This window comes from Cupriavidus sp. GW823-FHT06D04, from assembly GCF_058795055.1.
In genome coordinates, this window is the sequence record NZ_JBXAHL010000037.1 from 1 (window position 1) to 13,387 (window position 13,387).

The following is a 13,387-nucleotide window of genomic DNA, read 5'->3' on the forward strand; positions in this document are numbered from 1 at the left end:
CTTGCTGCGTCTGCTTTGCAGCGCTGCGTTGTGTTGCGAGGGGGCGAATATTAAGTGACCGCAGCGGGGTTGGCAAGGGGTTTTTGAAAACTTCTTCGTGCCGCCGTCAGCGCGCCCTTAAAATCGGCAGATGCCTGACATGCCTACCTACCTGCCGTCGCGCCTGCCAGCGGACGGTGCGCGCCTGCTCGACGCCCAGTCTCTCGCCGCAGCGCTGTCGCGCCCTATTGTCTTTGTCGATCTGGAGACTACCGGCGCGGACGCCCAGCGCGACCGCATCACCGAGATCGGCGTGGTCGAAGTCGGCCCGGACGGCATCATTGAATGGGACACCCTGCTCGACCCCGGCATGTCGATCCCGCCGTTCATCCAGCGCATGACCGGCATTACCGAAGAGATGGTGCACGGTCAGCCGACCTTCGAGTCACTGGCGGAATCGCTTGCCGAGCGCCTGCAAGGCCGCTTGTTCGTGGCGCACAACGCGCGCTTCGACTATGGCTTCCTGAAGAACGCCTTCCGGCGTGCCGGCGTGACCTTCCGGGCCGACGTGTTGTGCACGGTAAGGCTGTCGCGCTCGCTGTTCCCTTCCGTGGAACGCCACGGCCTGGACGCGCTGATCGCACGCTTCGGCCTGACGCCCAAGGGCCGCCACCGCGCGCTGGCCGATGCCGAGCTGCTGTGGCAGTTCTGGCAGAAGATCCATGCCACGTATTCCGTCGAACTGGTGGAATCGGCCGTGCGCACGCTCGTGCGGCGGGCCAGCCTGCCGGCCGGCCTGGACGAAACCGCGCTGGAAGACGTGCCGGCGGCGCCCGGCGTCTATATCTTCTATGGCGACCAGGACGTGCCACTCTATGTCGGCAAGAGCGTGCACCTGCGGCAACGGATCGGCGCCCATTTCTCAGGCGACTACCGGTACGGTAAGGACATGCGGCTGGCCCGGCTGGTACGCCGCGTGGAATGGCGCGAGACTGGCGGCGAGACCGGCGCTCTGCTGCTGGAGGCCCGGCTGGTCAAGGCGATGCAGCCAGTGCACAACCAGCTGTTGCGCCGCAATGCCCGGCTCTTTGCCTGGGAACTGCCGCAGCAGTTGCCGGTGCCACGGCTGCGCTCGGATCGCGATACGGATTTCTGCCGGCATCGCGACCTGTTCGGCGTGTTCGGCAACCGCGGCGCGGCCGAGGCTCGCTTGCGCGCACTGGCGCAGGAGCACGGCCTGTGCCTGGCCACGCTGTCGCTGGAGAAAACCACCCGCCGTGGCAGCCCCTGCTTTGCGCGCCAGGTCCATCGCTGCGCCGGGGCCTGCGTCGGCGCCGAGCCGTCGAGCGCGCACCGCGCCCGGCTAGCCGCCGCCCTGGCGCCGATCGCGCTGATGCCCTGGCCCTTCGATGGCCCGGCCGCCTGGCGCGAGCAGCACGACGGACGCGCCTGGTGGCATGTCGCCGACGACTGGTGCTACCTGGGCTGCGCTGCCACGCTGGAAGAAGCGCAGGCGCTGGCGGCGGCACCAGCGCATTTCGACCTCGATACGTACCAGATCCTCGCGCCGCGGCTGGCGCAATGGATGCCACAGGCGATGCCGCTGTCCGTGCACAGACCGTTCACGCTGACCGCCCCCGAGGCCCCCGCCGAGGCACCACGCCCGGCACGCATCCCGGCCGGGCAGACTGCCCGCAAGGCGCCGCCGGCTGCCGCGCAGCAACCCCTGGGCTTGTTCGCCGACTGAAGCCGGCCACGCTCTGTGCGTCATCGCGCAGAGTGCGCTTGCAGCGAGACGCGCGGCTCCGTTAGCCTGCACAGGCCGGCCCTTGCAGCCGGCCGCGCCGACGCGGAGCCTACATGCCAGCCAACCCAGTCCCTCCTGCCGAAACGGCCCACGGCGCCGCCAGCCTGCGTGCAAGCCTGGCCGTCTTGTGGGCGGCAGCCATCACCGGTGCCTGCGCCGGCCTGGAGGCCAGCGCCATGCAGGACGTCTTCGATTCCTGGAAAAACGTCCCCATCGATGAGGCGAAACGCCAGTGGGGTCCACCGCAAGCGGTGCAGGCGCTGCCCTCCGGCACGGCTTATGTCTGGAACGATTCGGTTGCGCCCGCGCGCGCGCCGGGCAGCGGCCCGCGCGATGCCGGCATGGAGCGCACGCCGGTGCCGGGCCAATGCCAGCGCAAGCTGGTGACCGGCCAGGACGGCATCGTGATCGGCGGCGAGTGGCGCGGCGATGCCTGCTGCATCACCACGCTCATCGGCCACTGCGCCAGCCTGAAATATCGGGGGCACAGCTGAGCCACGGCGCCCGCGGGTGCCAGCCCGGCTCAGTCGATACTGGCGCCCGACGCCTTCACCGCCTGCCCCCAGCGCTTCTGCTCGACAGTGATCGTGGCGGCAAAGGCCTCCGGCGACTGCCATGCGGGCTCGGCACCCTGCTGCTCGAGCTTCGCCTTGGTGTCGGGGTCGGCCAGCACCGTGCGCAAGGCACCGGACAGGCGCGCGACCACGTCCTTGGGCGTGCCCGCCGGCGCCAACATGCCGTAGAAGCCCACCACTTCGAAGCCCTTCAGCCCGGCCTCCTGCATCGTCGGCACATCCGGCAGCGCGGGCGAGCGCTGCGGCGACGTCACCGCCAGCGCACGCACCTTGCCCGCCTTGATGTACTGCGTGAACAGCGGGATCGAGTCGGCCATCATCTGCGCCTGGCCGCCCATCACGTCGGTCAGCGCCGGCGAGCTGCCCTTGTACGGGATATGGACGATGAACGTGCCCGAAGCCTGCTTGAACATTTCCGGCATCAGGTGCGAGATGCCGCCATTGCCGCCTGACGCAAAATTCAGCTTGCCCGGGTTGGCCTTGGCATAGCTGATGAACGTCTTCAGGTCGCGCGCCGGCACGTTGTTGTTGACCACCATCACCAGCGGGATCAGCGCGGTACGTGCCACCGGCGCGAAGTCCTTCGGCATGCTGTAGGGCAGCTTGGGATAGAGCGAATTGTTGATGGCCATCTGCCCGGTGTTGGCCAGCAGCAGCGTGTAACCGTCCGGCGCGGACTTGGCGACGTTGTCCGAGCCGATATTGCCGGCCGCGCCGGCCTTATAGTCGATCACGATCGTCTGGCCAAGGATCGGCTGCAGCTTTTCGGCCAGCAGGCGCGCGTGCGTGTCGACCGGACCGCCGGGCGGAAATGCCACCACCAGCCGGATCGGCTTTTCCGGCCAGGCTGCTTGCGCGGTCCCCGCCGCCAGCGCCAGCGGCGCGGCGGCCAGGGCCAGCAGTGCGTGTTTCAGGATGTCCCGGCGGGCTTGCAGCTTATTCTTCGTCTTGTCCACGGTTGATTTCTCCTTGATACAGGGCTGCCCGCCAGCGCCCTGGTCGGCGTGCTACGGACAGTCGCCAACCGCCATTGTGACTCTTTTGTGACTTTTTGATGTCATTTTCATGACAACACGAAAGACTCGAGCCGCCGGCTCAGCGCGCCGGCCACGCGCCCGTGTCCGCCAGCACGGGCGAATACTCCCGAAATCCGAAGCGCAGCGGCAGCACCGCCGGCCGCCGTATCACGCGCTCGACATGCAACCGCACCAGCCGTTCGGCGCCGGTGAACGAGGCCAGATCCTCGCCCTCCCAGATCACCTCGGCGCGCCCGCCCACATGCAGCAGCGAGCCATCGGCAAAATCCGGCACCAGAATCCCGGCACGCGGATTGGCCAGCAGGTTGCCGACCGTATTGAAGAAGTTGTTGCCGTTGAAGTCCGGGAACGTCAGCGTGCCGGCCTCGTCCACGCGGATAAAGCCAGGCTTGCCGCCGCGGTGCGAGACATCGGTGCCGCCCGTGTGCTCGCCCTCGTCCTGCGGCGACGCGGCGTGGCTGGTGGCGATGAACAGGGTATCGGCGCCGCGCAGCCAGGCCACCGCCTGCTCGTCCAGCGCTTCACCGTGCCAGGCGGGCGGCGCGGGCGCCGGCTCGGCAAGGCTCACGTCGCGCAACTGGATATAGCGCGGGCAGTTGCCAAAGCTCTGCTCGACCTCGACCGTCATCCCGCCCTCGTCGCGCGCCGCGATGATCCCGTTCATGCGGTTGCGCCGGCGCGTAGGCAGCTCGATCCCGAGCAGGCCGATACGCGCGCCCTGCGCCAGTGCCGGGGCCGCCGGATCGCCGGGCAGCGGCACGGCGTCGATGCGCAGGTGCGTGGCGTCAGGCGTATGCGCAAACCCCGGCGTCCCGGCCAGCATCGTGGCCCAGGGCTGTCCGTCGGCATCGACGGCGCCAACCAGCAGGAACGGCAGCTGCGCAAAGAACGTGCGGTGCTGCTCCGGCATCTCGCCACGGATCACCCGCGGGCCGGACGCGGCCATGCGTTCGCGCTTGCCGGCGCGCTCCTGAGCGGCCAGTTCGCCGGCGTGGAATGGCAGGCCGGCGTGCGGCCATGTGGGCAGATCCATGACGGGCTCCTTATCCTTGTCCGATAGATTGTCGATACGCGGGACCGGCAGGCGCTACGCGGCCAGGCCGACTTTCGACACCAGCATCGGCACGAAGCCGGGCAAGGCTTCGATGCGGCGCAGCCAGGCGTTCAGCGCGGGGTACGGCGCCAGCGGCACGTTGCCTTCCTCGGCGCGGGCGATATAGCTGTAGGCCGCCACGTCGGCGATGGTGGCATGGTCGGCCGCCAGGAACGGCTGCCCGGCCAGCAGGGTTTCCATCAGCGTGAACAGCCGCTGCGCGCGGGCGATGGCATCGTCCATCGCCACCGGCCTGCCGAACAGCACGCCCAGACGCGCCGCCGCCGGCCCGAAGGCAATGTCGCCGGCGGCCACCGACAGCCAGCGCTGCACGCGCGCCGCGCCTACCGGGTCGCGCGGCAGCCAGCGGCCGTCGTCATAGCGCGTGGCCAGGTAGACCAGGATGGCGTTGGAATCGCCGACGACCACGCCGTCGTCGTCCAGCACCGGCACCTGGCCGAACGGGTTCAGGCGCAGGAAGGCCTCGCTGCGCTGCTCGCCGCCGCGCAGGTCAACGTCCACCAGACGGTAAGGCAAGCCCAGCAGCCCCAGGAACAGTTCTGCGCGATGGGCGTGGCCGGACACCGGCGAGCGGTACAGCACCAGCGGCTTGGCGGGGCGGTTGGACTCTTGCATGGCACTCTCCTCAACGGTTGGGATAGCCGGATTCTGGACGCCGAACCCGTTGCAATAAATAGGGCAATTGATATTTGACTACTCCAAAAAATGGAGTAATGTGTGGCGCCATGGACAAGCTACGCGCGATGCAGACCTTTGTGCGGATCGTCGACGAAGGCAGCCTGACGGCAGCCGCCACGACGCTGCATACCTCGTTGCCGGCGGTGGTGCGCACGCTGGCGGCACTGGAATCCGAATTGCAGGTCCGGCTGCTCAACCGCACCACGCGGCGGCTGTCGCTGACCGGCGAGGGGCGCAGCTACCTGGACAGCTGCCGGCGCATCCTGGCCACCATCGACGAGGTCGAGGCCGGCCTGACCGCCAGCCATGTCGAACCCAGCGGCCAGCTCACGCTGACCGCCTCGGTGCTGTTCGGGCAGATGTATGTGGCGCCGGCGGTCACACGTTTCGTGCAGCGCTATCCGCGCGTGCGCTGCCGCATGGAATTCACCGACCGCGTGGTGAACCTGCTTGAAGAAGACCTGGACGTGGGCGTGCGCATCGGCCCGCTGGCCGATTCCACGCTGGTGGCACAGACCGTCGGCCGCATCCGCCGCGTGGTGGTGGCCACGCCCGCCTACCTGCGCAAGCACGGCGTGCCGCGCCATCCCGAGGAACTGGCCAGCGCCAACTGCGTGCGCTTCACCGGCAACCACGCGCACTGGTGGACCTTCCAGGCAGACGGCCGGGAGTTCCACGTGCAGGTGTCCGGCAACCTGGAATTCAACCAGACCGCGCCCGCCGTGGCTGCCTGTGCCGAAGGCGCGGGCTTCGGCCACTTCCTGTCTTACCAGGTCGCGCAACTGGTCGAGGCGCGCAAACTGCGCATCGTGCTGGAGGATTTCGAGCAACCGGCATGGCCGCTGTCGCTGATCTATCCCCATGCACGGCTGTTGCCGGCACGCACGCGCGCCTTTATCGAATGGATGCGGGATGACCTGAGCCCGCGCTTCAACTGACAACGTTCCATCGCAAAAAGACCATGCCCCTGTCGAGCGCCCCCACTCCAACCGGCTTCGGCACCCGCGTGCGGCGCCTGCTCCATCGACCGAGCGGCAACGCCTTGCGCGCAGCCGTGCTGGGCGTCAACGACGGGCTGGTGTCAAGCTTCTGCCTGGTGATGGGCCTGGAGGGCGCGGCGGCCTCGCGCGAGGCCGTCATCCTGGCCGGGCTGGCGGGCCTGACCGCGGGCGCTTGCTCGATGGCGCTGGGCGAATGGCTGTCGGTGACCAACAGCCGCGAGATGAACAACAAGCGCCTGCGCGACATGGCGCACGAGCTCGCGCATGATGCCGCCCGGGCCCGGCAGCGGCTGGTCGCGGTGATCGAGGGCAAGGGCGTGCTCCCGGCCGACGCCGGGCGCGCCGCCGACGAGATCATGCGCAACCCGCGCGCGGCCCTGGACACCTTTGCGCGCGAAGTGCTGGGCATCAACCCGCAGGAGCGCGGCGGCAACCCGGTGCAGGCGGCGGTAATTTCCTTCGTGCTGTACAGCAGCGGTGCGCTGGTGCCCGTTGCTGCCGTTCTTCGTGACCGCAGGGCCATCGGCGCAGCTCGGCAGCATCGTCGCGTGCCTGGCCGGCCTTGGCCTGGTGGGCTGGGGCACCTCGTCGTTCAATGGCCGCCCGGGATGGTTCTCGGCGCTGTGGCAGGTGCTGATCGGGGGCATGGCGGCAGCCTTCACCTACGGACTGGGCACCGTGTTCGGCTCGCTCTGACCCACGCTGAGGCAAGCGGCGCAGCGTGCGCGCCGCACCGCCACCTCCGGCGCAGCCCACCCACCCGCCACGCCGGGCCACCACCCGACAAAACCCTTGACGCGTCGCGGCGCGCACCGGTATTTTCAAATTCGAATCAGAATTCGAATACGGAGTGCCTATGTCAGCGACCCAATCCGGCTTCACCGCCAACGCCTCCTTTCCCCGTATCGATACCCCCTCGATCCTGCAGCCGCCGCGCCAGCGCCGTGCGCGCGAGACCGAACAGGCCTTGCTGGGCGCGGGCCGCGAACTGCTTGCCTCGCGTGACTTTGCTGCCGTTTCCGTGGCGCAGATCGCCGCGGCGTGCCAGGTATCGGTGGGCGCCTTCTATGGGCGCTTCCGCGACAAGATGGCCTATTTCGAGGCCTTGCGCGCGCTGGTCATGGAAGAAACCGCCGCGTCGACCGAGCGCTACCTGGCGCAGGAGCGCTGGGAGGACGTGCCGACACCGGTGCTGCTGGAAAAGGCCGCGCGCTTCATGGTGCTCGGCACCCTGGCCAACCGCGGCGTGATCCGGGCATCGCTGCGGCATGCGTCCACGCGGCCCGAGGAATGGGTGCCCCACCGCCAGAGCGGTGAAGCCATCGTGGAGCGCATGGTGCAGTTGCTAGTGCCACGGCTGGCGATGCCTGCCGAGACCGCCGAGCTGCGCGTGCGCTTTGCCATGCAGGCGGTGTTCAGCGTGCTGGTCAATGCCGTGCTCAATGATTCCGGCCCACTGCACCTCGACGACGAACAGATGATCCCGGAACTCAACCGCCTGATGGCCGGCTATCTCGGCATCACCTGCGCAGAGCCGGCCTGAGCACACCACCGGCCCACGCCACCCGCGGTAATGCAGCCAGGCCATGGCTGCCATGAATTGCGCAGCGCTTGCTTGGCTGGCGCGCCGGACCTCCCTAGAATGTGCCCACGCCGGGCCCCGTGCCCGGCGCCCCCGGCCTGCCGCAAAACGGCGCGCCGGGCGCAGCCCTATCCGCATCAACGTTCACCGGGACCGCTCATGGCCACGCTTTTCCTCGTCCGGCACGGACAAGCCTCGTTTGGCGCCGCCAACTACGATTGCCTGTCGCCGACCGGCCGCCAGCAGGCGCGCTGGCTGGGCGAGTATTTCCAGGAGCGCGGCGTCAGCTTCAGCCGCGTGGTAGCCGGCACGCTAGTGCGGCAGCAGGACACCGCCAGCGAGATCCTGGCCGGCATGGGTCAGCCGCAGGCAGCGATCGTCTCGCACCCGGGCCTGAACGAATACGACGGCGAGGCGCTGTACCGTTGCCACACCGGCGGCGCCGACCACCGCGCGCACCAGAACGGCGACTACAACGATTACTGGCGCACCTTCCGCGCGGCCTACGCCGCATGGACCCAGGACGGGCTGGCCGACATGCCCGAGAGCTGGGCCGATTTCGGCGCCCGCATTGCCGGCGCCCTGGCGCACGCGAGCGAAGGCACGACGCGCGAGGATGCCATCCTGGTGGTGAGCTCCGGTGGCGCCATCGGTCGCGCCACGGCCGACCTGCTTGGCGCACCGGCCCAGGCCGCCATCGAGATGAACCTGCAATTCCGCAACACGGCGTTCTGCGAGATCATCGTCGGCCGCGGCGTGCAGCGGCTGCTGAGCTTCAACAACGTGCCGCACCTGGAACGCGCCGACCGGCGCAGCGCAGTGACGTTCGCCTGACGCGCGACACACCGCAAACAAGAAAGGCCGCAATATCGCGGTGCAATATCGCGGCCCTTTTTGTTCCAGCTGCTGGCGCGGGCACTCTGACATGCCCGCGCCGCCGGTCCTTCTCCCTTTACTACCTCTTGCTGCAGCAATCCTCGCGCGGCATCCCTGCGCGGCACGCCCCGGCTGCTACAGCTTTACAGACGCTCGACGATGGTCACGTTGGCGAGCCCGCCGCCTTCGCACATCGTCTGCAGGCCGTAGCGCTTGCCGTGCGTATGCAGCGCATGCACCAGCGTGGTCATCAGCTTGGCGCCCGAGCCGCCCAGCGGATGGCCCAGCGCGATCGCGCCGCCATGCACGTTCAGGCGCTCCGGATCGGCTCCGGTGGCCTTCAGCCAGGCCAGCGGCACCGGGGCGAAGGCTTCGTTGACTTCGAACAGGTCGATATCGCCGATGCGCAGGCCCGCCTTCTTCAGCGCGACTTCCGTGGCCGGCAGCGGCGCTTCCAGCATCACGACCGGATCATGGCCGATCACCGTCATGGTGTGCACGCGCGCCAGCGGCTTGACGCCGAGCTTCTTCAGTCCGGCCTCGTTGACCACCATCAGGCCGGCGGCGCCGTCGCAGATCTGGCTGGCGGAGGCAGCCGTCACGCGGCCGCCTTCGGCGATCAGCTTGACGCTGCCGATGCTTTCTAGCGTGGCGTCATAGCGGATGCCTTCGTCAGTGGTGTGCATTTCGCCGTTGGCACCGTCAGCCGTGCGCACTTCCACCGGCAGGATTTCGGCAGTGAAGCGGCCCGCCTTGGTGGCGGCGATGGCGCGCTGGTGGCTCTGCAGTGCGTAGGCATCCAGCTGCTCGCGCGACAGGTCATACTTGCGCGCGATCATTTCGGCGCCGGTGAACTGGCTGAACTGCACGCCGGGGTAGCGCGCCTCGACACCGGGGCTCTTGGGCACGCCGAAACCGTTCTTGGCCGGCAGCTGAGACGACAGGCCCATCGGCACGCGCGTCATGCTTTCCACGCCGGCGGCGATGACGATGTCCATCGCGCCCGACATCACTGCCTGCGCGGCAAAGTGCAGTGCCTGCTGCGACGAACCGCACTGGCGGTCCACCGAGGTGCCGGGCACGCTTTCAGGCAGGCGCGAGGCCAGGATGGCATTGCGCGCCACGTTGCCGGCCTGCTCGCCGACCTGGCTCACGCAGCCCATGATGACGTCTTCGACCAGCGCCGGGTCGGCGCCGGTGCGTTCCACCAGTGCGTCCAGCACCTGCGCGGCCAGGTCGGCCGGATGCCAGCCCGACAGCTTGCCGCCCTTGCGGCCGCCGGCAGTACGGACCGCCGCAACGATATATGCCTCTGCCATGTGATCTCCTTGGTTCGGTGCAGGCTGCCGGGGCAGCCATGGTGTTGTCCGGAGTGCCGGCATCTGGCGCCGGCAGTGTCGCTTTGCATTGTTGCGCCGCGGGTGGCGGCAAGCGTCGTCGGAAGCGACGAAGTTTGCCGCAGGCCTCAGGTGCGCGGCGCCAGCACTGCAAAGATGGCGGTCGCGCGCAGCAGGCAGCGCTCGCCGCTGACCAGCCGGCAGGTGCCGTAGCGCAGGCGCGAGCCGAGCTTGTCGAACTCCACGCGGGCCTCGACCCAGTCGCCCTGGCGCGCGGAATCCAGGTAGTCCAGGCTCAGGTTGACGGTCACCGCGCTTTTGGAGCGCCCGGTTTCCAGCGACATCATCATGCCGATGGCGGTATCGGCCAGCGTCGCCAGCATGCCGCCGTGCGGGATGCCCAGGTTGTTCAGGTGACTCTCGTCGATCCGCACCGCCAGCGTGCGGCGCCCGGCATGCAGGTAGAGCTGGCCGAAGCCCGCCATGTAGCCGCTCAGGCGGCGCAGCGGGGCGAAGCCCTCCGGCACGTCCCCGCCGGCAGCTTCGCCCGGCTCGGCGATGGCCTGGGTCATCGCCGCCTCGATCTCGGCCTCGGCCATGGCGTCAGGCAAAGAAGCGCGAGGCCACGCTGAGGTGCTCGCGGCAATCGGCCACCATGCGCGTGATCAGCTCTTCGCAGCTGGGTACGTCGTCGATCAGGCCCACGCACTGGCCGGCGCTGATGATGCCGCCGTCGGTCTCGCCCGCCTTGAGCGCCGCCTTGCCGCGCACGCCGGCAACCAGGTGCTTGACGTCCTCGAACTGCGCGCCACCCGGGCGGCGTTCAATGCTCACCACCTCGTCCGACACGGCGTTCTTGAGCACGCGCGCGGTGTTGTGCAGCGTGCGGAAGATCAGGTTGGTATCGCGCTCGCTGGCCTGCACCAGCGCCTTCTTGACGTTGTCGTGGATCGGCGCCTCGCGCGTGGCGCAGAAGCGCGTGCCCATGTTGACGCCCTCGGCGCCCAGCACCAGTGCCGCTGCCATGCCCCGTCCGTCGGCGATGCCGCCGGAGGCGATCACCGGGATCGACAGCTTGCGCACCGCCTGCGGGATCAGCACCATGCCGGGCACGTCGTCCTCGCCGGGGTGGCCGGCGCACTCGAAGCCGTCGATCGACACCGCGTCCACGCCCAGGCGCTCGGCCGACAGCGCATGGCGCACCGCCACGCACTTGTGGATCACCTTGATGCCGGCGGCCTTGGCGCGCGCGATATGTTCCTTGGGATTGTTGCCGGCGGTTTCCAGCACCTTGACGCCGCTCTCGATGATGACGTCGAGGTAGCGCGCGTACGGCGGCGGATTGATCGACGGCAGCAGGGTCAGGTTCACGCCGAACGGCTTGTCGGTCATCTCGCGGCAGCGGCGGATCTCGTTGGCCAGGTCCTCGGGCGTGGGTTGCGTCAGCGCCGTGAGGATGCCCAGCCCGCCGGCGTTGGAAACGGCGGAGGCCATCTCGGCGTAGCCAACCCATTGCATGCCACCCTGGATGATCGGGTAGCGGATGCCAAGCAGTTCGGTGATTCGTGTCTTCATGGATGTCCCTTTGCTGTCTGCGCCGGCAGGGCGCGCACGGTGTTACGGTATGGTCGTGGGTGTGCCGGTCCTGCCGCTTGATCCCCGTCAGTCTACGACCGAGCACCGATTTCCGGCCTCGTCGGAAGCGACGATTGCGGGCGGCGCATTCTGCACTAGTGTTGGGCGATCTCCCGTGCCGTCTTCCCCACCCCGGCACCCCTCCCCCTTTTCCCGGCAGGAGCCCTCATGACGCAAGCCACGCCTTCGTTCGAAACCCTGCGCTACGCCGTTGAAGACGGTGTCGCCACCATCACCCTGCACCGCCCGGACCAGCTCAATGCGTTCACCGCGCAGATGATGCATGAGCTGATCGCCGCGTTCGACGCCACCGATGCCGACGACAACGTGCGCGCCGTCATCGTCACCGGCTCGGGCCGCGCCTTCTGCGCCGGCGCCGACCTGTCCGGCGGCAGCGCCACCTTCGACTTCGAGAAGCGCTATGGCGCCAGCCCCGATACCGCGCACCGCGACGGCGGCGGGCGCGTGTCGCTGCGCATCTTCCGCAGCCTCAAGCCGGTGATCGCCGCGGTCAACGGCGCCGCGGTAGGCGTGGGCGTGACCATGCAGCTGCCGATGGATATCCGGCTGGCATCGACCGACGCCAAGTTCGGCTTTGTCTTTGCGCGCCGGGGTATCACGCCGGAAGCGGCGTCGTCGTGGTTCCTGTCGCGCGTGGTCGGCATCTCGACCGCGCTGGAATGGTGCTATACCGGCCGCGTGTTCTCCGCCCAGGAAGCGCATGAACGTGGCCTGGTGCGCTCACTGCACGCGCCCGAGGACCTGCTGCCTGCCGCCCAGGCCATTGCCCGCGAGATCGCCGCCAATGCCGCGCCAGTCTCGGTGGCGATCTCGCGCCAGCTGATCTGGCGCATGGCCGGCGCCAGCCACCCGATGGAAGCGCACAAGCTCGACAGCCGCGCGATCCAATCGCGCGGGCGCTCCGCCGACGTGAAGGAAGGCGTCAGCGCCTTCCTGGAGAAGCGTCCCGCCGCCTTCCCGGAAACCGTGTCGCACGACATGCCGGACTTCTTCGACTGGACCAGCGAGCCGCCCTTCATCTGAAGCGCGCCCGTCGATCAACCTTTCCGGAATTCGCATGAACGTCAGCCAAGCCGTCGCCAGCCGCAAGTCCGTCCGCGGCTTCCTGCCCCGGGCCGTTGCGCCCGACACCATCCGCCGCGTGCTCGACGCCGCCGCGCGCGCCCCCTCCGGGGGCAACCTGCAGCCCTGGCATATCCATGTCGTCGGCGGCGAGGCCCTGGAGGGGCTGCGCGCCATCATGCGCGAGCGCATCGCCCAGGCGCCCGCGGGTGACGAGCGCGAATACGACATCTACCCGCGCGAGCTGGTCTCGCCCTATCGCGACCGCCGCTTCCAGGTGGGCGAGGCGCTCTACCACTACCTCGGCATCCCGCGCGAGGACAAGGCGCGGCGGCTGGCGCAGTTTGCCAACAACTTCACCTTCTTCGGCGCGCCGCTGGCGCTGTTCTGCACCGTGGACCGCCGCATGGGTCCGCCGCAATGGTCGGACCTGGGCATGTACCTGCAGACGGTGATGCTGCTGCTGCGTGAAGAAGGGCTGGACAGCTGCGCGCAGGAATGCTGGGCGATGTACCCGCAGACCATCGGCAAGTTCCTGTCGCTGCCGGCCGAACGGATGCTGTTCACCGGCATGGCGATCGGCTACGAAGACCCCGAGGCGCCCGCCAACCAGCTGCGCGCCGTGCGCGCGCCGCTGGACGAATTCACGGAGTTCATGGGCATCTGAGCCGCAACCGCGCGCG

Annotated in this window: 14 protein-coding genes and 1 pseudogene; 9 read left to right on the forward strand and 6 right to left on the reverse strand. The window is 68.7% G+C overall.

Going from position 1 to position 13,387, the window contains the following annotated elements; all coding sequences use genetic code 11:
* The first annotated feature begins 130 nt into the window (after positions 1 to 130).
* Together AC1Q7H_RS31550 and AC1Q7H_RS31555 are read left to right on the forward strand one after the other, a co-directional pair.
* Positions 131 to 1,726 carry an exonuclease domain-containing protein gene (locus AC1Q7H_RS31550; protein ID WP_153955500.1) on the forward strand — a complete coding sequence of 532 codons (1,596 nt, stop codon included), beginning with the start codon at positions 131 to 133 and terminating at the stop codon, positions 1,724 to 1,726.
* 113 nt (positions 1,727 to 1,839) lie between these two features.
* Positions 1,840 to 2,280, forward strand: coding sequence for a hypothetical protein (locus tag AC1Q7H_RS31555; RefSeq protein ID WP_211979730.1), 441 nt, complete (start codon positions 1,840 to 1,842; stop codon positions 2,278 to 2,280).
* Positions 2,281 to 2,309: 29 nt separating this feature from the next.
* On the opposite strand, the gene AC1Q7H_RS31560 is transcribed toward AC1Q7H_RS31555, so the two are convergent.
* From AC1Q7H_RS31560 to AC1Q7H_RS31570, 3 genes are all read right to left on the reverse strand, one after another.
* On the reverse strand, positions 2,310 to 3,317 hold the full coding sequence (locus tag AC1Q7H_RS31560) for a Bug family tripartite tricarboxylate transporter substrate binding protein (protein ID WP_013952401.1): 1,008 nt from the start codon (positions 3,315 to 3,317) through the stop codon (positions 2,310 to 2,312).
* A gap of 139 nt (positions 3,318 to 3,456) precedes the next feature.
* Complete coding sequence (locus AC1Q7H_RS31565; protein ID WP_211979729.1) at positions 3,457 to 4,431, reverse strand: pyridoxamine 5'-phosphate oxidase family protein; 975 nt, start codon at positions 4,429 to 4,431, stop codon at positions 3,457 to 3,459.
* A 54-nt stretch (positions 4,432 to 4,485) separates the two neighbouring features.
* On the reverse strand, positions 4,486 to 5,127 hold the full coding sequence (locus AC1Q7H_RS31570) for a glutathione S-transferase family protein (protein ID WP_013952399.1): 642 nt from the start codon (positions 5,125 to 5,127) through the stop codon (positions 4,486 to 4,488).
* 98 nt (positions 5,128 to 5,225) lie between these two features.
* On the opposite strand from AC1Q7H_RS31570, the gene AC1Q7H_RS31575 reads away from it, so the two are divergent.
* The 5 genes and pseudogenes from AC1Q7H_RS31575 to AC1Q7H_RS31595 all read left to right on the forward strand — a co-directional run bounded on the left by AC1Q7H_RS31575 (position 5,226) and on the right by AC1Q7H_RS31595 (position 8,607).
* Positions 5,226 to 6,128, forward strand: coding sequence for a LysR family transcriptional regulator (locus tag AC1Q7H_RS31575; RefSeq protein WP_013952398.1), 903 nt, complete (start codon positions 5,226 to 5,228; stop codon positions 6,126 to 6,128).
* Positions 6,129 to 6,289: 161 nt separating this feature from the next.
* Positions 6,290 to 6,613, forward strand: a pseudogene (locus tag AC1Q7H_RS31580) (VIT1/CCC1 transporter family protein); the annotation flags it as partial.
* A gap of 85 nt (positions 6,614 to 6,698) precedes the next feature.
* The gene (locus AC1Q7H_RS31585; RefSeq protein WP_492380196.1) at positions 6,699 to 6,887 is read left to right on the forward strand and encodes a VIT1/CCC1 transporter family protein; all 189 of its coding nucleotides are present in this window, start codon (positions 6,699 to 6,701) and stop codon (positions 6,885 to 6,887) included.
* Between the two features lie 160 nt (positions 6,888 to 7,047).
* A complete protein-coding gene (locus AC1Q7H_RS31590; RefSeq protein ID WP_013952396.1) occupies positions 7,048 to 7,734 on the forward strand; it encodes a TetR/AcrR family transcriptional regulator in 687 nt (228 codons plus the stop codon).
* Between the two features lie 198 nt (positions 7,735 to 7,932).
* Positions 7,933 to 8,607 (forward strand): histidine phosphatase family protein, encoded by a 675-nt coding sequence (locus AC1Q7H_RS31595; RefSeq protein WP_013952395.1) that lies wholly within the window; start codon positions 7,933 to 7,935, stop codon positions 8,605 to 8,607.
* Between the two features lie 185 nt (positions 8,608 to 8,792).
* Here AC1Q7H_RS31595 and AC1Q7H_RS31600 read toward each other — a convergent pair whose 3' ends face one another.
* The 3 genes from AC1Q7H_RS31600 to AC1Q7H_RS31610 all read right to left on the reverse strand — a co-directional run bounded on the left by AC1Q7H_RS31600 (position 8,793) and on the right by AC1Q7H_RS31610 (position 11,561).
* Positions 8,793 to 9,968 (reverse strand): acetyl-CoA C-acetyltransferase, encoded by a 1,176-nt coding sequence (locus tag AC1Q7H_RS31600; protein ID WP_013952394.1) that lies wholly within the window; start codon positions 9,966 to 9,968, stop codon positions 8,793 to 8,795.
* A 146-nt stretch (positions 9,969 to 10,114) separates the two neighbouring features.
* Positions 10,115 to 10,585: a PaaI family thioesterase gene (locus tag AC1Q7H_RS31605; protein ID WP_013952393.1), complete on the reverse strand. Its 471-nt coding sequence runs from the start codon at positions 10,583 to 10,585 to the stop codon at positions 10,115 to 10,117.
* Positions 10,586 to 10,589: 4 nt separating this feature from the next.
* The gene (locus AC1Q7H_RS31610; protein ID WP_013952392.1) at positions 10,590 to 11,561 is read right to left on the reverse strand and encodes an NAD(P)H-dependent flavin oxidoreductase; all 972 of its coding nucleotides are present in this window, start codon (positions 11,559 to 11,561) and stop codon (positions 10,590 to 10,592) included.
* A gap of 228 nt (positions 11,562 to 11,789) precedes the next feature.
* Here AC1Q7H_RS31610 and AC1Q7H_RS31615 point away from each other — a divergent pair, with 228 nt between their 5' ends.
* The gene (locus tag AC1Q7H_RS31615; RefSeq protein ID WP_013952391.1) at positions 11,790 to 12,665 is read left to right on the forward strand and encodes a crotonase/enoyl-CoA hydratase family protein; all 876 of its coding nucleotides are present in this window, start codon (positions 11,790 to 11,792) and stop codon (positions 12,663 to 12,665) included.
* 34 nt (positions 12,666 to 12,699) lie between these two features.
* Positions 12,700 to 13,371 (forward strand): nitroreductase, encoded by a 672-nt coding sequence (locus AC1Q7H_RS31620; protein WP_013952390.1) that lies wholly within the window; start codon positions 12,700 to 12,702, stop codon positions 13,369 to 13,371.
* Positions 13,372 to 13,387 lie beyond the last annotated feature (16 nt).